This is a genomic window from Rhizobium sp. BK312 (genome assembly GCF_014193605.1).
Classification (GTDB): Bacteria; Pseudomonadota; Alphaproteobacteria; order Rhizobiales; family Rhizobiaceae; genus Rhizobium.
Window position 1 is genome coordinate 165,415 of the sequence record NZ_JACHZP010000002.1, and the last position, 24,303, is coordinate 189,717.

At 59.7% G+C, this 24,303-nt stretch carries 20 protein-coding genes and 1 pseudogene; 7 read left to right on the forward strand and 14 right to left on the reverse strand.

What is annotated here, in order from left to right:
- Positions 1-665 precede the first annotated feature (665 nt).
- On the forward strand, positions 666-3,005 hold the full coding sequence (locus tag FHT85_RS05470; protein ID WP_112410254.1) for a methyl-accepting chemotaxis protein: 2,340 nt from the start codon (positions 666-668) through the stop codon (positions 3,003-3,005).
- Positions 3,006-3,121: 116 nt separating this feature from the next.
- Here FHT85_RS05470 and FHT85_RS05475 read toward each other — a convergent pair whose 3' ends face one another.
- The 3 genes from FHT85_RS05475 to FHT85_RS05485 are packed head-to-tail and all read right to left on the reverse strand — an operon-like array spanning position 3,122 to position 5,290.
- On the reverse strand, positions 3,122-3,775 hold the full coding sequence (locus FHT85_RS05475) for an NADPH-dependent F420 reductase (RefSeq protein WP_112410255.1): 654 nt from the start codon (positions 3,773-3,775) through the stop codon (positions 3,122-3,124).
- Positions 3,753-4,505, reverse strand: a complete 753-nt coding sequence (locus FHT85_RS05480; RefSeq protein ID WP_112336014.1) for an SDR family NAD(P)-dependent oxidoreductase — start codon at positions 4,503-4,505, stop codon at positions 3,753-3,755. The genes FHT85_RS05475 and FHT85_RS05480 overlap by 23 nt, the downstream gene beginning before the upstream one ends.
- Positions 4,506-4,555: 50 nt before the next feature.
- Positions 4,556-5,290: an SDR family NAD(P)-dependent oxidoreductase gene (locus FHT85_RS05485; protein WP_112410256.1), complete on the reverse strand. Its 735-nt coding sequence runs from the start codon at positions 5,288-5,290 to the stop codon at positions 4,556-4,558.
- Between the two features lie 139 nt (positions 5,291-5,429).
- On the opposite strand from FHT85_RS05485, the gene FHT85_RS05490 reads away from it, so the two are divergent.
- Complete coding sequence (locus tag FHT85_RS05490; protein WP_112336012.1) at positions 5,430-6,008, forward strand: TetR/AcrR family transcriptional regulator; 579 nt, start codon at positions 5,430-5,432, stop codon at positions 6,006-6,008.
- Between the two features lie 190 nt (positions 6,009-6,198).
- Here FHT85_RS05490 and FHT85_RS05495 read toward each other — a convergent pair whose 3' ends face one another.
- Entirely contained in the window at positions 6,199-6,996 is a 798-nt protein-coding gene (locus FHT85_RS05495) for a TetR/AcrR family transcriptional regulator (RefSeq protein ID WP_409527322.1), read from the reverse strand.
- An 88-nt stretch (positions 6,997-7,084) separates the two neighbouring features.
- On the opposite strand from FHT85_RS05495, the gene FHT85_RS05500 reads away from it, so the two are divergent.
- Entirely contained in the window at positions 7,085-8,308 is a 1,224-nt protein-coding gene (locus FHT85_RS05500) for a multidrug effflux MFS transporter (protein ID WP_112398844.1), read from the forward strand.
- A gap of 117 nt (positions 8,309-8,425) precedes the next feature.
- Here the strand turns inward: FHT85_RS05500 and FHT85_RS30790 are convergent, their stop codons facing one another.
- Together FHT85_RS30790 and FHT85_RS05505 are read right to left on the reverse strand one after the other, a co-directional pair.
- Positions 8,426-8,686 (reverse strand): aldo/keto reductase, encoded by a 261-nt coding sequence (locus FHT85_RS30790; RefSeq protein WP_312861325.1) that lies wholly within the window; start codon positions 8,684-8,686, stop codon positions 8,426-8,428.
- On the reverse strand, positions 8,671-9,384 hold the full coding sequence (locus FHT85_RS05505; protein WP_281412920.1) for an aldo/keto reductase: 714 nt from the start codon (positions 9,382-9,384) through the stop codon (positions 8,671-8,673). Before FHT85_RS05505 ends, FHT85_RS30790 begins: the two co-directional genes overlap by 16 nt.
- A gap of 174 nt (positions 9,385-9,558) precedes the next feature.
- Here FHT85_RS05505 and FHT85_RS05510 point away from each other — a divergent pair, with 174 nt between their 5' ends.
- Together FHT85_RS05510 and FHT85_RS30420 are read left to right on the forward strand one after the other, a co-directional pair.
- Positions 9,559-10,266, forward strand: a complete 708-nt coding sequence (locus tag FHT85_RS05510; RefSeq protein ID WP_246779891.1) for an AraC family transcriptional regulator — start codon at positions 9,559-9,561, stop codon at positions 10,264-10,266.
- A gap of 15 nt (positions 10,267-10,281) precedes the next feature.
- Positions 10,282-10,458, forward strand: a pseudogene (locus tag FHT85_RS30420) (helix-turn-helix domain-containing protein); the annotation flags it as partial.
- Between the two features lie 90 nt (positions 10,459-10,548).
- Here the strand turns inward: FHT85_RS30420 and FHT85_RS05515 are convergent.
- From FHT85_RS05515 to FHT85_RS05540, 6 genes are all read right to left on the reverse strand, one after another.
- Positions 10,549-11,799 (reverse strand): MGH1-like glycoside hydrolase domain-containing protein, encoded by a 1,251-nt coding sequence (locus FHT85_RS05515; protein WP_112336008.1) that lies wholly within the window; start codon positions 11,797-11,799, stop codon positions 10,549-10,551.
- A gap of 31 nt (positions 11,800-11,830) precedes the next feature.
- On the reverse strand, positions 11,831-12,889 hold the full coding sequence (locus tag FHT85_RS05520) for an ABC transporter ATP-binding protein (RefSeq protein ID WP_112410258.1): 1,059 nt from the start codon (positions 12,887-12,889) through the stop codon (positions 11,831-11,833).
- A gap of 13 nt (positions 12,890-12,902) precedes the next feature.
- Positions 12,903-13,763 (reverse strand): carbohydrate ABC transporter permease, encoded by an 861-nt coding sequence (locus FHT85_RS05525; RefSeq protein ID WP_405048029.1) that lies wholly within the window; start codon positions 13,761-13,763, stop codon positions 12,903-12,905.
- Positions 13,760-14,611, reverse strand: a complete 852-nt coding sequence (locus FHT85_RS05530) for a carbohydrate ABC transporter permease (protein WP_112410259.1) — start codon at positions 14,609-14,611, stop codon at positions 13,760-13,762. Before FHT85_RS05530 ends, FHT85_RS05525 begins: the two co-directional genes overlap by 4 nt.
- Positions 14,612-14,683: 72 nt before the next feature.
- Complete coding sequence (locus FHT85_RS05535; RefSeq protein WP_112410260.1) at positions 14,684-15,958, reverse strand: ABC transporter substrate-binding protein; 1,275 nt, start codon at positions 15,956-15,958, stop codon at positions 14,684-14,686.
- Between the two features lie 46 nt (positions 15,959-16,004).
- A complete protein-coding gene (locus FHT85_RS05540) occupies positions 16,005-17,015 on the reverse strand; it encodes a LacI family DNA-binding transcriptional regulator (protein ID WP_112336004.1) in 1,011 nt (336 codons plus the stop codon).
- A gap of 656 nt (positions 17,016-17,671) precedes the next feature.
- On the opposite strand from FHT85_RS05540, the gene FHT85_RS05545 reads away from it, so the two are divergent.
- The gene (locus FHT85_RS05545) at positions 17,672-17,968 is read left to right on the forward strand and encodes a PRC-barrel domain-containing protein (protein ID WP_112336003.1); all 297 of its coding nucleotides are present in this window, start codon (positions 17,672-17,674) and stop codon (positions 17,966-17,968) included.
- 439 nt (positions 17,969-18,407) lie between these two features.
- On the opposite strand, the gene FHT85_RS05550 is transcribed toward FHT85_RS05545, so the two are convergent.
- Positions 18,408-20,087 carry an FAD-dependent oxidoreductase gene (locus FHT85_RS05550; RefSeq protein ID WP_112410261.1) on the reverse strand — a complete coding sequence of 560 codons (1,680 nt, stop codon included), beginning with the start codon at positions 20,085-20,087 and terminating at the stop codon, positions 18,408-18,410.
- Between the two features lie 395 nt (positions 20,088-20,482).
- Here FHT85_RS05550 and FHT85_RS05555 point away from each other — a divergent pair, with 395 nt between their 5' ends.
- Positions 20,483-21,505, forward strand: a complete 1,023-nt coding sequence (locus FHT85_RS05555) for a FecR domain-containing protein (protein WP_112410262.1) — start codon at positions 20,483-20,485, stop codon at positions 21,503-21,505.
- A 136-nt stretch (positions 21,506-21,641) separates the two neighbouring features.
- On the opposite strand, the gene FHT85_RS05560 is transcribed toward FHT85_RS05555, so the two are convergent.
- Complete coding sequence (locus tag FHT85_RS05560) at positions 21,642-23,816, reverse strand: CHASE2 domain-containing protein (RefSeq protein WP_246779893.1); 2,175 nt, start codon at positions 23,814-23,816, stop codon at positions 21,642-21,644.
- Between the last annotated feature and the right edge of the window lie 487 nt (positions 23,817-24,303).

Below are 24,303 nucleotides of genomic sequence, written 5' to 3' on the forward strand. Positions count from 1 at the left end.
TATTGTTGTGTGGCTTACGATTGCCTGCACCATCTGCCTGTCGTTGAACTGGTTCTGATTTCTGGCTCGTGGCTTGCAGCGCGGCTGCGATTGTAGATCGGGTGAAACGTCTTAAGCGAAGACGGCGCGTTCGCGCTCGTATGTGGCGCGGAAATTTCTGGTCCCTCGGTCCGGAGGAAGCGCAGACCATGATTTCTTCCCCGGATCCGGGCGACAGACATATGTCTATTCGCCAAGTAAGTTCAGCCCAAAGCTCTTCCCGATAGACTACGCGGTTCGCGCCTCAGCGATTTGCGTCCGGCAGGCCCGTGGCCGCAGTACGCAGTTCGCGATACCGGCTTGAGGTGACGTCGTAGCGCGGTCCTGCATGGAGCCGAAGCGTTGCAAATGTCGCTTTGGCTTGAAGCGTTTCACGATTCATTCTCGCCGCCGGACTGGGTGGTGCGAAACATCCCATATATTTTTAGGGGCATTAATCCTGTTTCAACAAAGCTGGGCTAATTATTCCTTTGATTGGGCAGGGCATGATGCGCCTGTGATCGGGCGGCGCCTCGATGGCTCACGGACTGCTTTTCTTTTAGAAAATTTCACCTCAAGAGCTCCAGAAGTACGTGTTTTGGCGAAGCGGGTTAGCGTTACAGCACCCCGAACGTAGGTGAGCAATTATGATTTTTTCTCTTCGCAATATACTTCTTGGGATTTTCCTTTTTCTCAGCATTGCCCTATGCGTGCTAACGGGATCTTCGACGCTTGATGCCTATCGCGATGCAGGCAAGTATGCCGACGTCTCGAAGTTCACCATGCTAGACCGCGCACTCTTCCAAACACTCGCGAATTTTCGCAACGAGCGAGGTGACGGGTCGTCGCTCGCCAAACTTGAGCTTGGCGCGCAAGATGCAACGCTTACCTTGCTGAAAACGGACAGGGGCATCGTCGACAAATATATGGCTGATGCAAAATCGGTCTTTGCAAACATCGACGACCCGACGCTCAAAGCTCCGATTGCCGATGTCATGAACGCCTATGATCGCGTGGTCGCATTCCGCTCAAAGCTCGACAACGAAGTCTCTAAGAAGCTTGCTGATCGTGACCCGACATTGCAGGCCACGACGCTGGACCTCGGTCAGCAGTTCTTGACCGCGTTGGAGACAGGTTCGACCGCCATTGAAAACCGGATTCGCGCGAGCGATCCTTCAATGACGGCCCTTATTCAGATCCGTGCGCTGACATGGTACACGCGCGCAACGGCCGGTGCTGCAAACTTGTTGTACGTCAACACACTCGCCTCTGGAGAGGCGATGAAGCCTGAGGACGTCAGCAAGATCCAACAATTCGATTACGCCGCGAACTTCACCTGGGGGCAGATCGGCACTCTGGTCAATCATCCGTCGACACCACAGGTCGTCAAAGACGCTTATAAGATCAGCAGTACGACCTTTTTCAGCGGTGATTTTGCAGCAAAACACAATGCATTGCTTGCGAAGTTCGCAGCCGGTGAGAAGAAAGCCATGTCTCTCGACGACTGGCGTCCGGTCGGCAATGCCGCCCTTCTGACGATCACGAACACCGCCGCGGCAGCAGCAGATGGCATGGTCGCCAATGCAGCCGCCAGCCAGAGTGATGCATTCGTCAGTTTCATCGCCTACGGGCTCACTTTCCTTGTTGCCGTCGCCCTGAGCATTACGGGCATCTGCGTCATCATCTATCGCGTCACCAAGCCCGTCGGGGTGCTAACTCATTCCATGACCGAACTCGCCCAAGGCAACCTCTCGGTCTCAATCGGTGGCGTCGAACGGCGCGACGAGATCGGCGCCATGGCGCGTTCCGTGCAGATTTTCCAACAGGCAGCCTTGCGCAACAAGGCGCTGGAAGCGGAAGCTGCCGAGGCACGCATTACATCGGAGAATGAACGCGTCGAAGTCCAGCGCCGTGTCGAGGCAGAGGCAGAAGAGAGGCTGCTGCAGGCAACGGGTTCGCTTGCGACGGGACTTCGTCATTTGGCATCCGGCAACCTGCGCTGTGAGATCGAAACGCCGCTGGCTGCGCAGTTCGAAGCTCTGCGTCACGACTTCAATTCATCGGTCAGCCAGCTGCGCGCTGCCATGTCCCAGGTCGGCCAGGCCGCGTCGCTGGTAAACAGCGGTAGCTACGAGATCTCGCAGGCTTCCGACAATCTCTCCAAGCGAACGGAGCAGCAGGCCGCCTCGCTGGAAGAGACAGCAGCAGCGCTCGAAGAGGTAACAGCCAATGTTCAGTCGACCTCCAAACGAGCTGGCGATGCACGTGACCTGGTACGTGGTGCCCGATCACGGGCAGAAAACTCCAGCCAGGTCGTCGGCAATGCCGTCAGCGCCATGGGAAGAATTGAGCATTCGTCCAAGCAGATCAGCCAGATCATCAGCGTGATCGACGAGATCGCCTTCCAGACCAACCTGCTTGCGCTTAACGCCGGCGTCGAGGCGGCGCGTGCGGGCGAAGCCGGTAAAGGCTTTGCCGTTGTCGCCCAGGAGGTCCGCGAGCTGGCCCAGCGTTCGGCCAATGCCGCCAAAGAGATCAAGGCCCTGATCGGCAACTCCGAAGTCGCAGTCAGCGAAGGCGTGAAGCTCGTCAACGACACCGGCGAGGGTCTCTCAGCTATCGCCGACCTGGTCCTGCAGATCAATCAGCACATGGATGCGATTGCAACCGCCGCTCAGGAGCAGTCCATGGGTCTTTCCGAGATCAACAGTGCCGTCAATCATATGGACCAGGCGACACAGCAGAATGCCGCCATGGTCGAAGAGATGAATGCGGCCGGCGCAGGTTTGGCCGAAGAGAGCAAGCGTCTTGGCGAGCTTCTGAGCGCATTCCGCACAGGCGAAGCCGAGCGCATGGAGCCGCAGGCGAGGCCCGTGGCCCGGCCTGCCTCCGCCCCGACAACAGGCCGGCTTGCTGCGCGCCCCGCTCCCGCTACGCAGGGCAATGCTGCACTTAAACATCTCCAGCAAGAGTGGTCGGAGTTCTGATTGGTCTGATGTGAAGACGGATGCCGCAATTCTACCACGGCTCATCAAGCGAAGATTGGCCCGGACACTTTGTGCGGGCCATTTTCGTTAAGCCAATTCGGCGTCTCGCGGCCGCATCACTCGAACTTGACTAAGTCCTTAAAGATCAAGTGCCCCCAGCTCTTTCCGCGCGCATGTACAAGCAATCCACCCTCCGAAAGTCTGCCAAGTTGGATGGGCGCGAAACCGAGCCTTTCCGCAAGCGCACCAATCTCGTCTGCCGCAGCGACGTCGTCGCTCGCCAGGAACACGACCCTCCTGCCGCCATGGACCGCCGGATCCTGGTCAAGAACGGCGGCAGCCAGATGGTTGAAGCCCTTGACCAACCTTGCGCCAGAGAAAGCCTGCCCGACGACCTTGGAAGAAGGCTGTCCTCCCAGTTGCTCAGGGGACACGCCGTAGGCATTGGTCACATCGACGATCGTCTTCCCCTGCCAGGTGAGGAGCGCCTTCGCGACCTCCGGGTGCTGTTCGAAGCGGACTGCCAAGAAGATGATGTCCGCCTTGACGGCTTCCGCTAATGTTTTTGCAATGACCTTAGGCCCGATCGCGGCCGCATCAGCTGCAAAGCTCTCCGGGTCCCGCGTGGTTGCAACAGATACTTCGATGCCCTTGCGGGCAAAGGCCTTGGCCAGCGCTCGGCCGATATTGCCGAAGCCGATGATTGCATAGCTCATAATGCTTTTCCTATCCTGTGTTGACGTTGGCTCAGACCTGCGCCCAACCGCCATCGACGGCGAGATCTATACCGGTGATGTAGGAGCTTTCATCTGAGGCGAGGAAGGTGAGGGCGGCTGCGATTTCCTCTGGCTTGCCCCTGCGACCCATTGGGATCTGAGACGCAAACTGGGCGACTGCCTCCTCGGCTTGCTCTGCGGTGAGGCCGGTCGTTGTCGCCAAGGCGGGAGTCTCGATCGCGCCAGGGCTCATCGTATTGACGCGGATATTGCGATCCTTCAGCTCTAGGGTCCAGGACCGCGAGAAGCTGCGAACAGCCGCCTTACTTGCTGCGTAGGCGCTGAACGCTGGCAGCCCCATCACGTTCGAGACCGAAGAGTTCAGGATAATCGATCCGCCGTCCTTGAAGAGAGGAAGGGCCTTTTGTACGGTAAAAAACAGCCCCTTCACGTTCACATCGAAGGTCTGGTCAAAATGAGCCTCAGTAGCTGCCGCGAGTGGTGCGACCGTGCCTGCGCCCGCGTTTGCGAAGAGAATGTTGATGTGACCATGTTTCTCCTTCACGATGGCGTAGAGCCGGTCCAGATCTTCCAAGCGCGAGACGTCGCCCACGACCGTCGTCACGTTTTTCCCGATAAAGGCGGCGGCCTCTTGTAAGGCTTTCTCGCGTCGCCCGATAATCACGACCTGCGCACCTTCCTCCACGAAACGCTTGGCTGTGGCCAAGCCGATCCCGCTGCTTCCGCCCGTGATGACTGCGATTTTACCTTCGAGTGCATTCATAATCTTTTGTCCTTCGTTGTGTGTGAGATAGGCACGGAACCGCGCCGGGGTCAGATTTGCGCCAGGCCGCCGTCGGCGGCGACCTCGCTAGCGGTCATGAAGCTGCTGTCCGAGGAAGCGAGAAAGGCAGCCACCGCTCCGATCTCAGCCGGATCGGCCATGCGCTGGAGTGGCGTGATCGCGCCGTAGGCCTTCTGGCCCTCCTCCCCAAGCGCTTCCTTCGCAAGTTCGGTCGCCGTCGCGCCGGGCGACAGCACGTTTACGCGGATACCGGTGCCCTTCAGGTCCTCGGCCCAGGTCCGCGCGAGATTGCGCACCGCTGCCTTGCTCGCGCTGTAGGCGCTGAATGCGGGGGCGCCCGTGGTGCCGGCGCTCGATCCGGTCAGGATGATCGAACCGCCGTCGCTCATCAGCGGTAGCGCCTTCTGGACCGTGAAGATCGTGCCCTTCACATTGGTGTCAAAGGTTTCGTCGATATGCGCGGCGGTGATCTGGCCGAGAGGAAGCGGGCTTCCTGTTCCAGCATTGGCGAACACGATGTCGAGGGTTCCGCGCTCGGCCTTCACCGCCGCATAGAGCCGGTCGAGATCGGCTTCATCGGAAACCGAGCCCTTCACTGCGCGGGCGTTAGGCCCAAGCTCGGCCACAGCCGCATCGAGTGCTTGCTGCCGACGGCCATAAATGAAGACGAAGGCACCCTCTTCGATAAAGCGCTTTGCGGCGGCAAGGCCGATACCGGTGGCGCCGCCAGTGATCACGGCGGTCTTACCCTCAAGCTTTCCCATGACTTTTCCTTTGTCGCGTCGGAGAGCGCCTGTTGCCATCTGCGCAGACGGACGCTACCTCAGTGGATCATCGATCCGCTTCATAACCGGATCGGCGATCCACATATATGGATCGCCGATCCATTTAACAAGGTAGTCCATGCGAGCCGACGCAGAAAAAAATCGCAGCCAAATTCTCACCGTCGCGCGTGACGTTGTCGCCGAGCATGGTGTGGACGCGTCGATGCGTGACATTGCCCGCCGGGCCGGCGTCGGGTTGGCCACGCTGCTCCGTCATTTCCCGACGCGAGAGGCGTTGTTCGAAGCGCTGCTGTGTACTCATCTGGACGCACTGACGCAGAGGGCAGCCGAACTCGAACGGTCAACTTCGGCCGACGAAGCGCTTCTCTCCTGGTTTCGAAAATTGGTGGAATTCACCCAAAGCTCTAGGGGCGTTGTCGCCATGATGGCGGCCGCCCACACGAACCCCGACTCCGCTCTTTATGCTTCGTGCGCAGCGGTGCACTCGGCAGGGGCGCGACTATTGCTCCGTGCTCAGGGCGAGGGGACAGCGCGCGTCGATATGAATGGGGACGACCTGTTCGCTCTGATAACGGCTCTCGGCTGGGCGGCCGACCAACCCTCATTCGCGCCACGGGCGGACCATCTTGTCCACCTTATTACAAGCGCCATCCTGACAAGTCGGTCTGGCGATGATGGCAAGAAGGGAATGACTTAAATTAGATCGGTATCCGAGGGCAGCAATGCGTCCCCATTCGGCCGAAAAGCCCGCAATGGCTCTTTCCCAAAAGCCGACGCTACCATGTTAACCGTCGGCGGTATCAATGCGCCGATATTGAGGAAACTCGAGCGGACGGCTTTTGCAACAACAGCGTCGCTGGTCTATTCCCTTCAAGAGCCTTCGAAAACTACTCGGCGGTAGTCACAGGAGCGGAGCCGACACCCGGTGCTTGGCGCTTGGCGAATGCGCGCAAAAAGGTCTTCGTTGCCTCTCTTGCCATACGGTCGACTTCTTCCTCTGGAGTTTGACGGCCGATCTGTTGGTTGATCCGCAGATCTGTTGCGAGCAGCGCCATATACTGGCGCGCGGCAAGTGCCGGATCCTCTATGTCGAGATGACCAGCGAGCGCGAGCTGCGCCAGGCGGGCCGCGATGGCGGGGTATTTCTTGCCCGGCCCGTATTCCTTCCAGGTCTCGAACAATTCGGGAAATCTGCCGCCCTCGGTCTCGACGAGCTTGCGTAGCCAGCGGCCATTCGGATCGCAGACAGCCTTGCGCAGGAGCCGCGCTGAGAACTCCGTCAGCTCCGTTTCCAGATCGATAGGCGCCACGGGAAATGTGTCCAACACCCGAAAGAAGTCGGCGCTCGACTTCTCGGTGATCTCCGCAACCACAACCTTGAACAGATTATCCTTGTCGCCGAGTTGATTGTACACCGTCTGACGGGACACGCCGGCTCGTGCTGCGATGGCATCGATGCTCGCCGCTGCAAACCCGTCCTCGGCAAAAACGTCTGCGGCCGCGTTGAGGATTGCCTGCCGTTTGCTGGTGGCGGGCGGACTCTCTGTCTCAGAAGAAACCGCTGCGGGCGAAGTTTTCATGACACCACCGTATAGGACTTGACCAATTGGACAATACTGTCCAAAATATTTTACAGGAATGACGGGCCATGCGTTGGAACCATCTCCGTCTTTCCGCTGTCCCATCTATAATCGCCCACTCAATCCCCGTCACATGCTTTTTGTATGAGACTTTGTTTCGTCCGGGGAATGGTGTGCGGGAAAGGTTTCTTCCGTGCAGAGCAAGGATTCCGTTTCATCCCTCGGGGCCGGCGGCTCCCACCATGCCATCGTCCTTGGCATTCTTTCAGCCGTGGGTCTCTTTGCCCTCGACATGTATTTACCTGCGTTGCCGACGATCAGCCTGGATCTTCGCGCTGACACCCATGCAGTCCAGGCAAGCCTGATCTCCTTCTTCGCCGCCATGGCCGTGTCGCAGATTGTCTATGGTCCATTGTCGGATATGTTTGGCCGCAAGCGGCCTCTGTATGTCGGTCTGGTGCTCTATATCATCGGCGCGATCGGCTGCGCGCTCTCCACCGATATTGGCTGGCTGGTCGCCTTCCGTTTCATTCAGGGCACAGGCGCCTGTGCCGGCGTCGTGATTGCCCGCGCCATCGTGCGCGACCTGCATACGGGGGCGGCCGCCGCGCAACTGATGTCGCGGCTTATGCTGGTCTTCAGTATCTCACCCATTCTGGCGCCGCTCGCGGGCAGCATCGTGACAATGTTCGGAAACTGGCGACTGATCTTTTGGGTCATGGTCTTCGCCGGCGTTGTCGGCTTCGTCGCGGGCCGCTTTTTCCTCGAGGAAACCCGGCCGGTTGCGGCTCGCAGTGAAAGCAGCCTCGGCGGGGCATTGAAGGCCTATGGAACACTCCTTAAGGACCCGTACTATCTCGGTCTGGTGCTGATGGCCTCCTTCGGCATGTCGAGCTACATGATCTATGTCGCCAACTCCTCCTTCGTACTCATCGGCCATTATGGGCTCTCTCCGAGCTTTTACAGCATGGTGTTTTCGGTGAATGCCGTTGGCTTCATCGGCATGTCGCAGATGAACGGCTGGCTTGCCCGCCGGATCGGTCTGCGCAAGGTGATCCGCGGTGCGGTTTCCGGTTATGCGCTGACGATGTTGGCGCTGGCTGTCGTGATGGCCGGTGGCGTCGACCGCCTCGACATTATGGCGGCCTTCCTGTTTGCGGGCTACGCTTTCCTTGGAATGATCGTGCCGAATGCGGCGGTGCTGGCGCTTGAACACCATGGCCGCATCGCTGGCACGGCCTCGGCGATGATGGGGACGGTTCAGTTCATGACATCGGCGCTGGTGGTTGGCATCGGCGGTATGTTTATGGACGGTACGGCGAGACCGATGGTGGTCGTCATCGCCATCTGCTCGGCCATCGTGCTTCTCCTTTCGATCGCAGTGCTGAAGAGCAGGCATGTGGTGGCAGCTGAATAGATCTTGCTGCCATCGATTGCTGCGGCCTATGTAGGCCGCTCGCACCAAGACCTCTTCAGTGCGAGCGAAGAGCGCCTTCGAGCGGCTCCAAAATCTTCGGACAGCGGCGCTGCAGGCTTACATCTCTTTTTCCCACCAGCCGCGGGTGCTCACGTCAGTGGCGTCAGCGAGAGCCTCCAGCTCCGCAATGTCGGCGTCGGTAAGGGTGATGCTGCCGGCTCGGATCAGACCATCGACATGATGGGGCTTGGTGACGCCGATGATCGGCGTCGTGCCCTTGGCGATGGCCCATGCCGTCGCGACATCGGGCGCTGCCGCACCCTGCTTCTCTCCGATCGAAGCGAGCTTATCCGTCAGCGCCTTCAGCTGAGGCAGCACAGCATGCCATTGTAAGCCTCCGCCCGTCTGCTTCCTTTAGGCAGCAGGTTCTCCGGACTGTACTTGCCGGTCAGGGCGCCCTGCTCAAGCACCATGTAGGCGAAGAACGGAATACCTCGGTTGCGGCAGTAATCCAGAATGCCAGCTTGCTCGGAGCTGCGGTAAAGAAGACTGTAGTGGTTCTGGATGGCTTCAACCCGGAATCCGGCTTCCCCGAGGATCCGGTTGGCGAGCTCGATTTCGCTCAGGTTGTGATTCGAAACACCGACATGTTTGACCTTTCCACTCTTCAGCAACGGTATCAGGTGCGGGGTCCACCGCGCCACATCGGCTGGATTGTGAATCCAGTAGAGGTCGATGTAGTCGGTGCCGAGGCGCGCCAGGCTTTGTTCCAGCATGTCCGCCACCGGATCATCACTGGTCCCTGCCGCTTGCGGGGTGAACTTCGTGGAGAGCTGGTAGTCGCTGCGAGCGTAGCGCTCCAGTATCTTCCCGAGCGTGGTCTCTGAACGGCCCATGCCGTATACCATGGCGGTATCCCACAGCGTAAAGCCGGCCGCATGCGCCTTTTCCGCGACCTCTTCGAGGCTGGCCTGAGTGAGGCGGCTGCCGAAGTAGCCGTCGCCAGCCTCGCCGCTGTCGCCCCAGGCCCAGGTGCCCAGTGCGACCATGGCGGTCCTCAGATTATCGATTGTCATGTTTGCTCCATACTTGTTCTGCAGCCAGGTTCGCTGTGACTCAGGCGCTGCAGACACTATGATGGGTGGCGACGCCGAACCGTTAGCCCGATGCGCCGCATTTACTGCCCAATCCTCCAGAAGCCGCGCCGATCCGCCTTGCTGCCCTCCCGCACGCGTGCGATGGTCCGCTTCATGGAAATACTGACCGAAATCTCTGCGATAATTGCCCGGTACGTCTCGAAGGATGGCTTCCACGCCACCGCACTCGAACGTGTGACGCTTGCTCGATCCTCCACGGTGACGATGCCGATGCCGAACGTATACCGGCCGCAACTATGCCTTGTCGCACAAGGGCAAAAGGAGGTTACGCTGGGCGACCGCGTGTTCAGATATGCACCGGGCCGATACAGGGTCGTGACTTACGACCTGCCGGTCACGGGCCAGGTGGTCGAGGCGACGCCTGATAAGCCCTATCTATGCCTGTACCTCGATTTCGATCCGGTCATGTTGGGACAATTGGCGTTGCACGTGCCGCCGTCGCCGGGGGTGCCCTCTCGGCCCATAGGCAAGACGGTGTCCGACGCCGGCGCTAGTCTGCTCGATTCGGTGCTGCGCCTGCTACTGCTGCTCGACGATCCGGCAGCGTTGCCGATACTCGGACCGCTTACTGAGCAGGAAATTCTCTATCGCCTGCTCGCCGGCCCGGACGGTGCGAGGATGCGCCAGATCACCTCCAGCCAGGGACGGGTGGCCCAAGTCGGCCGCGCCATTGCATGGATCGGGCAGAACTTCCGGGAACGGTTCAGCATCGAGCAGCTTGCTGCGGAAGTCGGCATGAGTCCGTCGAGCCTGCACGAGCATTTTCGCGCCGTGACGGCGATGACGCCATTGCAATTCTAGAAGCAGCTAAGGCTTCAGGACGCGCGCAGCCTGATGCTGGTCGATGACATCGACGCCACGACCGCCGCCTTCCGCGTGGGTTACGAAAGCCCGTCGCAGTTCACTCGCGAATATCGGCGCCACTTTGGAGAACCGCCGGCGCGCGACATAGCCCGCTTGCGCGCCTCGCCGGGCTTGGTAGGGGTAGCTTGATTTCAGCTTTCCGGCGAGTGTCTCTTCTTCTACTGCCTTGATTTGCTTGCACAATCTAAGATTTATGCGTAGCGCGACCGGCACCTAAATTTATGATGCGACGAGCCACATATAAGCTGCAGCCGTCCAGGAGAAGCCAAGGCCGCCGCAGCCCTCCCCGGTGACCGGGTCGAAATATTCGGCAAAACCCTCCGCCTCGATCGCCGTGATGGTCGACTTGCGAAGCTTCTCGGCATCGTCGACCCGGCCGTTGCGCTTCAGGCCGTCGATCAGCAGCCAGTTGATGATCGCCCAGGCCGGGCCGCGCCAGTAGCGTTTCGGCTCCCAGCTGGCGACGCCGGGCTTTACCGTCGGGAAGGCGACTTTCATCCCCTTGGACCATGCCTTCATTTCATCGACGAGAGCGCCGACGACCGCCTGGTCGAGATCGAGCGACAGAAGCGGGATGAAGCCCGCCTGTGTCGGAGCCTCGATATCCCAGCCCGAAACGAGATCGCGGGATACGAAACGTGACAGATTGGGTCGCCACTGGGCGAGGATCGCGTTACGAGTTTTTTCATTGAGCGCGGCGATTTCGGACGCGTCTTCCATGCGGCCGAATTCGTGGGCGAGCGCTTCGAGGTCTTCGCCGGCCTTGAGCAGGATCGCGGTGGTCTGGATCTCGGCGACCTTGAAGGGGGCCTTCGCCCACTGTCTGGCCGGCTCCCAGTCGCAGGCGGCATAGGTATCAACCAGGTGGATGAAGCGCTGATAGTCCTCGTTGCGGGGGCGCATCAAAGCGTTCACATGGCCGGTATCCTTGCGCACGACCGGCGTGTCGGTAGTGGTGGGAACGCGCGCGAGCGCGAGGTCCCATGCGGGAGAATTGTCGCTGCCGCTTTCCCAGGGATGAAGCAGGGCAACGAGGCCGGTCCCCTCAGGGTCGCGAGCCGCATACCACCAGCGATGCCATTTCAGGGCCGCCTCATAGAGCGGCAGGGTGCGGGTCTTGTCGCCGGTGGCTTCGTGCAGCTTGCGGAGCGCGATGGCGAAAACGGGCGGCTGGGTAATGCCGGAGGTGGGGATCGTATGGCGAGTGCGCCAGACGCTCGGGCCTGGAAAATAGGTATCACTCGGCTGGTGGAAGACGATATGCGGGATCATTCCGTCCGTCCACTGGCCCTCGATCAGCCGCTCCAGTTCGCGATAGGCGCGGTCCGTATCGTAGAGCACGAAGCCCATGGCGACAAAGGCGGAATCCCAGTTCCATTGGAAGGGATAGAGCCGGTCCGTCGGAACCGTATAGCCGCCGCGGTCGTTGGCGACGAGAATACGCTTGGCTTGATCGATATGCAGGTTCATGTCGGTACTCCGGTATCGGGGAGGGACGCCCCTAGGCCATCACGGCCGGAAAGGATTTGCCGCTTTCGGGCGAAAGCCAGGTGATGCGCTTGCGATCGAGCTTCAGGCCGATCGTATCGCCGCTCCCAACGGTTTCGGAGGCAGGCAGAATGACGCGGACGGGCTGATCGTGGATCGAGCCGGTCAGGAGCAGGTGCGAGCCCATCGGTTCGGCGACCCGCACTTTCATTTCGAGGCCCTCGGGCAGGCCCGCAAGCTCTACCGCCTCGCCGCGCAGGCCGAGGATGATCTCCTTGCCGGCTCCCTGCGGTGCATTCAGTTGCTCGATACCGGCGGAGACCTGGCCGTTCAGGACGGGTACCTTGATGAAGTTCATCGGCGGATTGCCGATGAACCCGCCGACGAAGCGCGTTGCGGGATGATTGTAGACATCGACCGGCGAGCCGACCTGCTCGACGATCCCTCCGTGCATGACGGCGATGCGGTCGGAAAGGCCCATCGCCTCCGTCTGGTCATGCGTGACGTAGATTGTCGTCGTGCCGGCTGATTGCAGCACCGTCTTGAGTTCGGTGCGCATTTCGAGGCGAAGCAGCGCATCGAGGTTGGAGAGCGGTTCGTCCATGAGGAGTAGCTTGGGCTCGACGGCAAGCGCACGGGCAACGGCGACGCGCTGGCGCTGGCCGCCCGAAAGCTTGTTCGGATAACGGTCGAGATACTGTTCGATATGCAGCAGGCCGGCGGCCTTTTCGACCTGCGCCTTGATGCGCGCGTCGTCTGCCTTTTGCATACGCAGCCCGAAAGCAACATTTTCGTAGACCGTCATATGCGGGAAGACCGCGTAGTTTTGGAAGACCATCGCGAGCCCGCGATCTTTGGGAGCGAGCCCGAGGACCGACTTGTCGCCGATGCGGACATCGCCGCCGGATGCGGTTTCGAGACCGGCGATGATGCGCAGGAGCGTGGTCTTCCCGCAGCCGGATGGGCCGAGAAGCGAGACGAATTCACCGTCGTTGATCGTCAGCGAGACCTCTTTCAGGGCCTGGAATGCCCCGAAACTCTTGCGGACACGGTCGATGACAATATTGGCCATGGAATTGGTCCCGTTATTTGGAGGAGATGCCCCAGATCGCGAAAAGGTAGCGCCTGACCGCGAAGATGAAGACAACCGAGGGAAGGATGAGCATCAGGCCGCCGGCGAAGCGATAATGCATCGGGCTTTCGGAAAGCACCGTCAGCAGATAGGCCGTCAGCGTGCGGTTGCGCACCGTCAGCACCGAGGCGGCGAAGACTTCGTTCCACGAGATGACGAACGCAAAGACGGCCGTCGCGACGATGCCCGGCAAGGCGAGCGGCGCAACGACCTTGAAAAAGGCCTGGATGCGGGTGCAGCCGAAAACCCATGCGGCTTCTTCCAGCTCTTTCGGGACGCCGAGGAAAATGCCCTGGGTCACTAGAGCCGCGAAGGGGAGCGCCAGGACCGTATGGATCAGGCCGACGCCGACGATCGTATCGTAAAGGCCGAGCCGGATGAAGGAGACGGTGAGCGGCAGCGCCAGGATCGCCAACGGGAAGGCGCGCGTCAGCAGGACCAGCAGCCGGTAGCTGTCCTTGCCCGGAAAATTGTAGCGGGCGAGCGCATAGCCCGCGGGCGCCCCGAGCAGGATGGAGAGGGCTACCGTGATGCCTGCGGCGCCCAGCGAATTGAGGAAGGAGCGGACGACCCCTTCCGTCTGCAGGAAGAGGATGAAGGGTTCGAGCGAGATGCCAGTCGGCAAGCCGGTCTTCGGCCAGATGTAGACGCCCTGTCGCCCGCCGAGTGCGCCTAGCGCCACGAGATAGATCGGCACCAGAACCCAGGCGCAAAGCGCGGCGATGCCGCTCCAGAGCAACCAGCGGCGTGATGATACGAAGCTTGCGGGATTGGCGGTGGCGGCTGCTTCGGAACTTATGGCTTGCATGTTCATGGCAGGCGCTCCGGATCGACCTTGAAGGCCTTGAGATAGACGAGGGTTGCGGCGAGCGAGATGACCATGATCAGAACCGCATAGGCGGCCGCGACGCTGTAATTCTGGTTCTGGTTCTGCCAGTTGTAGGCTTCGCCCACGAGAACCGGAAAATTACGGCCGCCCAGCGCATATACGACTGCGAAGACCTCGAAGGCGAGCACGGTGCGCAGGATGAGGGCCGATTGCAGCGCCGGGCGGATCAACGGCAGGGTTATTTTCCAGAAGCGCGTCCAGGGACCGGCCCCGAAGATTTCGGCGGCTTCCTTGAACTCCTTCGGCACCTGGTTGAGGCCGGCGACGATGATGACCATGACGATCGCCGTGCCGCGCCAGATCTCCGCCACCGCGATGGCGATGAAAAGCGCAACCGGCGTCTGGTAGGAGAGCCAACTCGCCTGGCGGCTGATCACGCCGATGCTGAAGAGCAGCGAGTTGAAATAACCGGTATTCTGAAGGATCGACAGCCAGACGAGGCCGGCGGCGAGATCCGAAATGCCGAGCGGGATCGTCCAAATCCACAGAATCGTCTCCCGCCCGCGACCGATCTTGGCGACCATCGTGCCCATGGCGAGCGCGATGGCGATCTGGACCGGTACGACCACGATCGTCAGCAGGAAAGTGTTGCGCACCGATTGCATGAAATTGATGTCCGACACCATGCGCTGCATGTTTGCAAGCGACGGTGCGCCATCATCCGAGACCGCCAGCCAGATCGTCTGCACCAGCGGCACGATGAAAAGCAGGCCGAGGAAAACGACGGATGGTAGGATCAGCAGATAGGGGATCCAGGGTCGGTTTTGGGTCATGGACTCCCGCCTCGAAAAGCAGGGTTGCAGAAAGAATGTCCGGGCATTCGCGCCCAGGCACTCCAGGGAGGATTATTGAACCGGGCAGGCGCCGTCACTCTTGGCATCCGGTGCCCAGCAGGGAGCCTTGGTATCGGTCATCAGCTTGGCCATGACGGCGCCCTGCTTGGCCAGCACGTCGCCGACGGGCTGGTTTTGCAGCACGATCAGCTGGAAGCTGTCCATATAGACCTTGTTGAACTCGCCGCCTTTGTCGCCGAGGCCGACTGGAAGAAGCGAGATCACGGCATCCTTGGCCGCCTGGGTCTTGGTGACGGCATCGGCGAGAAGTGCGACGCCCTTGTCGAGATCCGGCGGCAGCTGGACGTTCAGCGTCGGGAAGAAGCCGACCTTGGACGCGGTGAGCAGCTGGATCTTCTGGGTCGTCAGTGTCTCGATGATCTTCATCGCGCCCGCCACATCCGGGGCACCCTTCGGGATCGAAAGGCCCGCGAGAACGGGCATGTATCCGCGGCCCTTGGGGCCGGCCGGAGACGGGAATACGACATAGTCGTCCGGCGAGGCGGAAATGGCATTCTTCAGTCGGGCGACATGGTCCCAGGCGACCATGACTTCACCCGCGGCCAGCGGCTCCTGCATGAAGTCGTAATTGGTCGAGTTGGGATTTACATAGGCCCAGAGGGCTTTGAGTTTCTCCCAGCCTGCCGCGGCATCGGCGTTCTTGAAGGTGCGCACTACGCCGCCGGTGAAGGACGGGTAGAAATAACCCTGGAAGTAACGTGCCATCAGGCCCTTGGGACCGGCCGGGAAGCCGATCTGCGGCTGGCCCGTCGCCTGCTGCATGTTCTTGCCCCACTCGATCAGCTGATCGTAGGTGATGGCGTTGATATCGGCGCCCTTCGGCAGGTATTGCAGGGCTTCCTTCTTAGCGGCCATGACATAGGTTGCCTGCATCCACGGAATGTATTGCTGGGTGGATTTGCCGAGCTTGCCGAGATCGAGGAGCGATTGCGGCATGCCGCCGCCGGCGAGCTTCTTAGCGAGGTTATCAAGCGGTTCGAGCTGATCCTTGTCGGCAAGTGGCGAAAGCTCACCGTGCAGCGCGCCGACCAGGCTGACGGTGTGCTTACCGGTCTTGGCCTCTGCTTCCATGCGTACGGCGAACTGCGGCGGTTCTTCGACCACATAATCCACCTTGCCGGCATCCTTCAGCAGGTCCTGCCGCACGACGGTCGCCTCTTCGATCGGGCGAAGCTGGGTGGATACGAAAACCGTCTGGGCAAGCACCGGCGAAGCAAAGGCCAGCACAGTGGAAGCCAGAATTCCGAATGACGTGATGCGTTTCATATTCTCTCCTCCTTCATTGTTTTTATCTGTGATGCACTGTGTCGGATCATGCCGCCTTCATCGGACGGCGATGGCTGTCGCGATCGATGAATTCGATCGCGTGAAGCTCCTGCAGTTCCTCCGCAGGCTCGCCGGCGATTGCCCGCAACAGCAGCGAGGCGAAGCTCGCGCCGAGGTTTTCGCCGGTCATGCGCATGGTCGAGAGGGAAGGGCTGGTGAAAGCGCCCGTCGGCAGGTCGTCGTGACCGACAATGCTGATCGCTTCGCCGCCGTCGATCTCGCGTAGCGCTCTGAGCGCTCCGATCGCCATTTCGTCCGTGGAGCAGACGAGCGCGGTGGGACGCGAAGGCTGCCGGAGCAATTCCAGTGCGGCGAGATAACCGCCCTGTTCGGTGGGCGCGCCTTCGGCGCAGAGATCGGCATCCAGACCTGCCTCGTCCATCGCGGCCTTCCACCCCGTGCAGCGCACATGCGCGAAGTAATAGTCCTGCGGCCCGGCAATATGGCCGATGCGGCGGTGGCCGGCGGCCTGAAAACGGGCCGTTGCCGCGTGGAACCCGGCAAAACCGTCGCCGTCGATATAGGGATGCGGCACGAGGCTTTCGGTGCGTCCATTGGTGACGAAGGGGATGCCGCGCGACTGGAGAAATTCGACGCGTTCGTCCTGCCGCCTGGTGCGCACGAGAAGCATGGCATCGACGCGGCGGCCATCAACGAAACGACGGCAGATGTCGAGTTCGCTTTCACCGCGTGGCACAGGCGCGATAACCAGATTGAGGCCGGCACTCGCAAGATGCTCAGCACAGCTGGAGAGCATGTCGAGGAAATGCGGCGGACCGATATGGCCGGGGTCGCTCGGCAGCGTGATGGCAACCAGTTCGGCACGTTGCTTTCTCAGCCTGCGCGCCGATGCGTTGGGGCGATAGCCGACTATGTCTGCAGCCTCTCTCACACGCTTCCGGGTTGCTGCAGAGACGTCGTCGTAACCGTCGAGTGCACGGGAAACCGTTGTGATCGACAGTCCGAGCGACTGCGCGAGTTGCTTGAGATTTGCCAAGATCGTCCTCCCGAATGGCACAGAGGATTCTCCAAAACGTTTTGGTAGTCAAGTCAAAACGTTTTGGATTATCCTTCATGCATGGTCGCCACAATCATTCGAGAGCTAAGGACAGCTCGATACATCCGCCGTTGGGAAAAGGAGCGGCGCAGGCACCTAGTGTCGCATGAGCAAGCGCCTGAAACGCCTTGGCGCAATCGGCTTCGCCCGGGCGCAATATCGGCAATCCGGGCATATGCCCTAGGATGGTCCGCAAGCAGACGCAGCCAACAGCCTTCCTCGCCGAATACCACGCTCTGCATCTTGATGCCCGGACCGGGCGACCATTTCGATTTTGGTCGCATGCCAGCCATAGCGGCGTCACTACTAGTGATCTCTTAACCACGCAAAGTGAGCAAGACCCCGATTAAATGGCAGACGCCAAGTGTTTCCAGGGGGGGTGGCCGACACGCTGGCAGACGTCGGTCATAGGGACTGACTTCCGAACCGCGCCCTCCGGAACAAAGCTTTCGCAGGGCCGTTCGTTCTTTTGATGAACGGAAAAGGAAAGGCCAAGCCCCAGTGGCAATCAATCCAGGTAGACGGACACACGGGAATGCAAGGCCAATCACATCGCTAATCGACGCTACACCCGAAGCTAAAGGAGGAATAAACTCATGGATCATAGCAACCACATACGACTGACCGAAGAGGAGCTCACACAGGCTAATCTGGAAGGCGCATCGATCTATGGTACTGATGACGACAAGGTTGGCACGGTTGACCACGTGCATGGAGCCGGCATCAGCAGCAGCGTCGTGATCGATGTTGGCGGTTTCCTTGGTATCGGCGCAAAGCCGGTGTCCGTTCGAGTGACCGATCTCGATTTCATGCGCGACGAAAGCGGCGAGGTCCATGGGGTGACTTCCTGGACAAAGGACCAGCTGAAGGCAATGCCCGAACATCGCGATTAGGCTTTAGAAAGGAGCTTTCGCATGTGCGACGGGCTCCCGCTTCTAACCGAGATGTCCATACGTGAGAGGTATCGAAGCCCACTGTTGTGGACGCCGGACTGGTTTCGGCGCCCTTCATTACCGTCGACGACACCGGTGCCGGCCGTATCAGGCGCAACGCCTAAGCCGTATCCATCATTTGGTAGATCCCATCTGCAGAGCTTGCAGAAAATTGCGCGTCCCCTTGGGTTGGCGAGACCAGAAAGGTTCCAAACCGTGTCGGGAAATACTTAGAACGGTTCAGCTTTTCGCGGAATCCCTGAACCGCTCTATCTCCTTGTTTTCACGCAATTCCGGACGGAAAACCGCTACGCACTTTTCCTGGAACTCTAGGCATGCAGCCAAGCGTAAAAAAGGTAGGGATGCCGACAATAGCCAGCCGGTGATGACCGGTGGTCGGCTAGTGCTTATTTTGACCTCCGACATTTCGCGCCAGAAAGGAATGGATCTGAGCGATGACGGCCGCACCCTCACCGACGGCGGCGGCGACCCGCTTGGTGGAGCCGGCGCGTACGTCTCCGACGGCAAAAATGCCAGGGCAACTCGCCTCCAGCGGCAGTCGCTCGCCATCACTGATGCGGTCTCCTGTGAGAACGAAGCCCTTTCCATCAGTCGCGACACAGCCATCGAGCCAGCCGGTATAGGGATCGGCGCCGATAAACAGAAAGAGGTGGCGTGAGGCACATTCCTCGCTCTCTCCGGTTCGGACATTACGGAAGGTGGCACCGGTCAGACCTGTCTCTCGATCACCATGCAAGTCCGTAATCTCGATACCCACATGGAGTTCGACATTGGGCAATGCCGCTATCCGGTCAATCAGATATTGGGACATGGTTTGCTCGAGCGGCCGCCGGACCACGAGGTGCAGGCGGCTTACCTGCGGTGCGAGGTAAGCAACGGCCTGGCCGGCTGAGTTTCCGCCGCCGACCAGAGTGATTTCCTCTCCGGCGCAAAGGCGAGCCTCAATCGGGGATGCCCAGTAGGAGACGCCGGCCCCCTCCAGTTCTTCGACATTGGCAATATCGGGCCGACGGTAGCGCGCTCCTGACGCGATCACGATGGAACGCGCCCGTGCAGTATATCCGTTGCTAAGTTCAAGGGAGAATGGAGCCGCCGAATCGGTTCCATGGCAGCAAAGCTTTCCGACGGTCAGCGGGATCGCAAGCTCGGCGCCGAATTTCGCCGCCTGATTAAAGGCTCGACCTGCAAGAGCCTGTCCCGAGATACCGGTCGGAAAGCCAAGATAATTTTCGATCCGGGCGGATGCACCCGCCTGGCCGCCGAAGGCCCGGGAATCGACAACGAGAACAGACAGCCCCTCAGATGCCCCATAGACGGCAGTGGCCAGCCCAGCCGGTCCTGCACCGACAACTGCCACATCATAGACATTCTTCGGATCGAGATCCGGCATAATGCCGAGACAAGACGCCGCATCCGCGTCGCTCGGATTTCTGAGCAGCGTTCCGTTTGGGCAGATCATCAATGGCAGATCTTCCGGTGCGATGCCGAGCCGTTCCACCAGCTCGCGCCCCTCGACCTCGCATGCTGCGATAAGGGCGTGGGGATAGCCATTCCGGGTGAGAAATCCCGATAATCTCACAATATCGGGAGCATCCCGGCGTCCGACCAGAACCGAACCCGCACCTCCGATCCGCCCTTCTTCGATCAGCGCAACGCGACGGAGTATAAAGGCGCGCATGATTGCTTCACCCACATCCGCCGACCCGATCACCAGTGCACGCAGATGCGGCGCATCGAAAGGTATAGCCAATACGCCCTTATCGCCCGCGACGACCGATGCGAGGGTTGCGTGACCAGACAATTGATTGGTCTCGCCGGTGAACTGGCCGGGACCGTAGGTGCCGATCACGGATGATCTCCCAGTCGCGCCACGCTGAATTGCATCGGCCGAGCCTTCTAGAACTAGCCAGGCAGGGGCGTTGCGAGTGCCGATCTCGTAGAGTACATCACCTGGGCCGAAATGATGCGGCTCACCGCTCGCGAAGCGTCGCGCCGCACCGATTTGAAGAGCTGAAAGTGTTGGGTATGTTTGCTCCCACCGAGCATCGCTGATCGCCATGATGTGAACTCCGTATCGGCCTATACTTGTATGACAACATCCGGAACAGTTCGCCAGTCTACATTGCGCGCGACCAAAGCCAACTCTTTCGAGGGCCTCTGCCAGCCGATATTCTTACGCATTGTTCAAGGAGCCTGCCTCAAATTCTTCGAGCTCAGCAGCCTTGAATAGTCACCTCTTTTTTGAGTTATCCGCAAGAGTCTATGCCGGTATATTATTGTAATTACTGTATAAATTTCTTCCTGAATATATGTAAAAACATATTCTGCAGAATATACGCATGTTTTGGCGAATTTTAATTCGACAGTATAAAAATATACGCATTTGCAATCATGAATTACAATTGTATTTATTAAAATATTATGATAATATATAAATAATATTGGGAGGGTGCGGTGTTTTGTTTGCGTCACGCCGTGACCGTTGTGTTGAGCGCCATGCTGCTCGCACCATTGTCTTCGCAAGCCGCCGAGAAGGTCGGCCAGGCGGTGCTGATTAAAACCGAAGTTACGGGTGCTGGTGGTCCGCTCGCGGTCGACGATCCCGTTCATCGGGACGAGCAAATTCGCACCTCGATTTCGGGCCTCGGACAGTTCACATTTCGGGACGGCACGAGACTGGCTGTCGGAGCCGGATCGTCCGTTACCATCGACAAGTTCGTGTTCGATGACTCGGGCGCAGTGAAAAAGCTGACCATAAATGCAGCAAAGGGCAGCTTTCGCTGGATGAGCGGAAATTCGAACCACTCAGCCTATCAGATCGTGACGCCCGCCGGAACGATCGGCGTGCGTGGAACCGCGTTTGATTTTTATGTCGGGGCGAACGGCACGACGGCGGTCGTGCTGTTGAACGGCGCTGCGCAATTCTGCGGTGCTGGCGGCTGCAGGCAACTGAAACAGCAATGTGATTGTGTCGTTGCAAAGCGCAACGGTCAGATCAGCGAACCTCGCCGGGTCAATCGCGACGTCCTCAAAACGCTGGGCAATCAGCGGGCTCTGCCGTTTCTGTCCGGGAGCCAGCAACTTTCAGGGGGAATGGGTTTTGTCGGGGGCGGTGGTTGCGGTCTGTCGACGGCGATGAGGGGCCAGCCTAACGGGATCTCTCCGCGCAGCGCTCCGGAGAATAATCCTGCACCGGCACCGCACGATACGCCGAGCGCACCCAGCCCCCAGGAATCGCCACACGCCGAGGCGCCTGCCGCACCACACGAAACTCCCAGCACGCCGGATGTCTCGAATCCGCCAAGTGCGCCCGACAAGTCAGGCAAACCGCACGAGCATGATGGCGACGAAGGCGAGCATCACGACCATCATGGCAGAGGCGATCACGGACGGGGTGATCATCAAGGAGACGACCAGGATAGCCAGGGCGATGGCGGCAACCATGGCGATCACGGTGGTGGGCATCACCAGCGATAGCGCCGTGGGTTGCGCAGGATGGCTTCCAAATCAGATAGAGCATTTCCGCTTTTCTTCGAATCGCGAAAACGCTCTATCTTCTTGTTTTTACGCAGTTCCGGACGCAAAACCGCTCGGCACTTTTGCTGGAACTACTTTAGATGTCGGCTGCCTTGTCCTCCGCAGTCTCGTCGGCGAAGTGTCCGCCTCGTCGCGAAATGTGGCTGTAAAAGCCCTGCAACAGTCCTGTTGCCGCGGCTTGCGCTTTAAGTTTGGCGGCACTGATGAGTTTGCGGCTGCTCGCTGACCGAGTTCGCAGGGCATTAACAAGCTGCCTGTGCGTAGCCTGCAATTCGACAAATCCGACGGATCTCGCCACGCGTTCGTCGCCGACCACCGCAAAGAGCTTGGTTCGCATACTCTTACCCTTCAGCGTCAGCGCTCCCGCTTCGAGCAGGGCACAGTCGGGCAGCAAGCCCGCCGTCGGTTCGGATACCAGAATGTCGAAATTGATGTCCTTGCAGGCGGATTCGATGCGCGCGGCAATGTTGACGGCATCGCCAACTGCCGTGTAATTGAAACGGGTCTCGGCCCCCATATTGCCGACGCAGGCGAGTCCCGTATGGATGCCGATCCCTATTCCGACCCGTCGCGCGTCTCCGAAACCGAAGGCATCGTCGCCATTGAGGCGGGCCAGGGTTTCCCGCATGCCGAGAGCCGCTCGCACGGCCTTGCCGGCATGATCGGAGACATCGACGGGGGCATTCCAGAAGGCCATGATCGAGTCTCCGATGAACTTGTCGAGCGTGCCTTCATTGGCGATGACATGGTGGCTGAGCGCATCGAGCAGCGTGTTCAAAAACGCGACGACGGCGCTCGGGCTCATCTCCTCGCTAATCTGGGTAAAGTTTCGCACGTCGACGAACATGACCGTCAGCTCGCGTTCATCTCCCCCGAGGCGCAGGGCATTGCGCGTATGCTCGATGCGATGGAGTAGCGATGGCGAGAGGTAATGCCCGAAAGCCCGCCGCACGTCGCGCCGCTCCCGATCCGTCACGAGAAAGCGGAATGCCGTTGCAGCGAAGTGCGTGATTGATCCCGAGACGATCGGTGCCAGCGGGTCGAAGAGAAGCCCCCCATAAAGAAAGGCAGCCCAGGAGGCCACAAGGGCAAAAAAGGTAATCAGCAGGCCGCAGGCGAGGGCCGTGGCCGGATTGACGAAGGTGGTGACGATCACCAAAAGGCTGCCCAGGACGGCGATGGACAGGATTTCCAGTCCGTCTGCCCAATCCGGTCGGGAAAGGAAGCGGCCTGACAGGATCTGCTCGACGATCTGCGCGTGGATTGAGACACCCGGCACATTCTCGTCAAGGGCCGTCGTGCGGACATCTTGGAGGCCAGAAGCGGAGGTTCCGACGAAAACGATACTGCCTTCGATGGCGGCTCTAATATCGGCGGAGGCGCCTTCGGTCGCGAGTATCTTGCTTGCCGAAATATAGCGCTCCGCGGTGTCGCGGCTGACATAGAGCCACAGCTCGCCCGCGGCCGTTACCGGCACGACGAAATTGCCGATCTTGACCCGGGTGAGCGTATTGGGTGTGTGCGGCGCAGCGTCAAGCACGTAGGTGGAGGCTCCCTGTGCGACGCGAAGCGCCTCAAGCGCGAGACTGGGATAAAGCTGCTTGCCGTCGCTGAGAAAAAGCGGAACCGCACGCACCACCGCCGATGATGCGCCCGGATTGAGGCTGATATGGCCGAGCCCCGCAGCATTGGTTTCCAATTGCGGCTGCAACGGCGTGGCGGCCTTGATCGCCGGCGGCGCACCGGAGGGATCTTCGCCGGTATAGGCAAATCCTGCCTTGACCGGCGGCAGATAGTTTCCTTCGTTGGAGAGGCCGAAGCCCAGAACTACCGGCCTTCCCGACAGCGATTGGGAAAAAATCTCATCATTATCCGGTAGTTTGCCAAGCAGTGACGGATCGACGCCCATGACATCGCGAACGACGTTGCGCGGCGACAGACGATCCGGCTCGGCGAAGAGGATATCGAAAGCGATGGCGGCCGCGCCCAGATCCGAAAGCCTGTCGACAAGCGCGGCAATCCGGTTTCTTGGCCAGGGCCATTGACCGAACTCCCGCAGCGACGCCTCGTCTATGTCGACGACCCGGACAGGCTGGTTTTCGAACGTCCGGGGCACCAGGCGCTGATACTGGTCGAATGTCAAATCGCGGGCGAGCCTTAGCAACGGAGGATCGCTTGCCCGCAGGGTCGTCAATGCCGTGACGAAGGCCAGGCCGATAACGACGCCAATTTGCTGCGCACGCGTCACCATTATGGTGTCAGCCCCTTTGGCCTGCATCTCCGGCAATAAGTAACGGTCCGAAGAAATACAAAAATCTATTGGTCTGCTACACAGGGAATAATACGCTGCTTTGTTCCCGTGCACGATGCAATGATGAAAATATTGAAGAGATGGAGAGAAGAATTTTGCACGGCGATAGTTGAGGCAATGCCGCAGGTTAGCTAAGACTTCGCGAAATCCATCGCTTCAGCCCAGGCATGGGTCCATTCCCGGGAATCGAACATGGCTGTTCGGGCTGTCGAGACGTTTGTAAGACCGGGTCCAAATCTTAATGTCGAAAGGCAGGACTGTGCATCTTGCCTTTTACGACAAAAGCACGATGGACCTGGCGTCGACATCGAAGCAGGCCGGCAGGGCGCTCATGGCCGCAGCCTCTTCAGTGCGAGCGAAATGCGCCGTCTAAAAGGTGATGATGCTTGGAGGAAATGGAGACATTATTTAGGTGTTGTCGCGCGGT

Excerpts from the sequence above, each read along its gene's own strand:
- FHT85_RS05535 (WP_112410260.1), bottom strand. The coding sequence starts at position 15,958 with ATGAAACGCATCACGTCATTCGGAATTCTGGCTTCCACTGTGCTGGCC.
- FHT85_RS05490 (WP_112336012.1), top strand. The coding sequence starts at position 5,430 with ATGCGAGCCGACGCAGAAAAAAATCGCAGCCAAATTCTCACCGTCGCG.
- FHT85_RS05530 (WP_112410259.1), bottom strand. The coding sequence starts at position 14,611 with ATGACCCAAAACCGACCCTGGATCCCCTATCTGCTGATCCTACCATCC.
- FHT85_RS05480 (WP_112336014.1), bottom strand. The coding sequence starts at position 4,505 with ATGAATGCACTCGAAGGTAAAATCGCAGTCATCACGGGCGGAAGCAGC.
- FHT85_RS05505 (WP_281412920.1), bottom strand. The coding sequence starts at position 9,384 with ATGACAATCGATAATCTGAGGACCGCCATGGTCGCACTGGGCACCTGG.
- FHT85_RS05545 (WP_112336003.1), top strand. The coding sequence starts at position 17,672 with ATGGATCATAGCAACCACATACGACTGACCGAAGAGGAGCTCACACAG.
- FHT85_RS05495 (WP_409527322.1), bottom strand. The coding sequence starts at position 6,996 with ATGGGACAGCGGAAAGACGGAGATGGTTCCAACGCATGGCCCGTCATT.
- FHT85_RS05525 (WP_405048029.1), bottom strand. The coding sequence starts at position 13,763 with ATGAACATGCAAGCCATAAGTTCCGAAGCAGCCGCCACCGCCAATCCC.
- FHT85_RS05550 (WP_112410261.1), bottom strand. The coding sequence starts at position 20,087 with ATGGCGATCAGCGATGCTCGGTGGGAGCAAACATACCCAACACTTTCA.
- FHT85_RS05520 (WP_112410258.1), bottom strand. The coding sequence starts at position 12,889 with ATGGCCAATATTGTCATCGACCGTGTCCGCAAGAGTTTCGGGGCATTC.
- FHT85_RS05470 (WP_112410254.1), top strand. The coding sequence starts at position 666 with ATGATTTTTTCTCTTCGCAATATACTTCTTGGGATTTTCCTTTTTCTC.
- FHT85_RS05560 (WP_246779893.1), bottom strand. The coding sequence starts at position 23,816 with ATGGTGACGCGTGCGCAGCAAATTGGCGTCGTTATCGGCCTGGCCTTC.
- FHT85_RS05515 (WP_112336008.1), bottom strand. The coding sequence starts at position 11,799 with ATGAACCTGCATATCGATCAAGCCAAGCGTATTCTCGTCGCCAACGAC.
- FHT85_RS05485 (WP_112410256.1), bottom strand. The coding sequence starts at position 5,290 with ATGGGAAAGCTTGAGGGTAAGACCGCCGTGATCACTGGCGGCGCCACC.
- FHT85_RS05475 (WP_112410255.1), bottom strand. The coding sequence starts at position 3,775 with ATGGCGGTTGGGCGCAGGTCTGAGCCAACGTCAACACAGGATAGGAAA.
- FHT85_RS05510 (WP_246779891.1), top strand. The coding sequence starts at position 9,559 with ATGGAAATACTGACCGAAATCTCTGCGATAATTGCCCGGTACGTCTCG.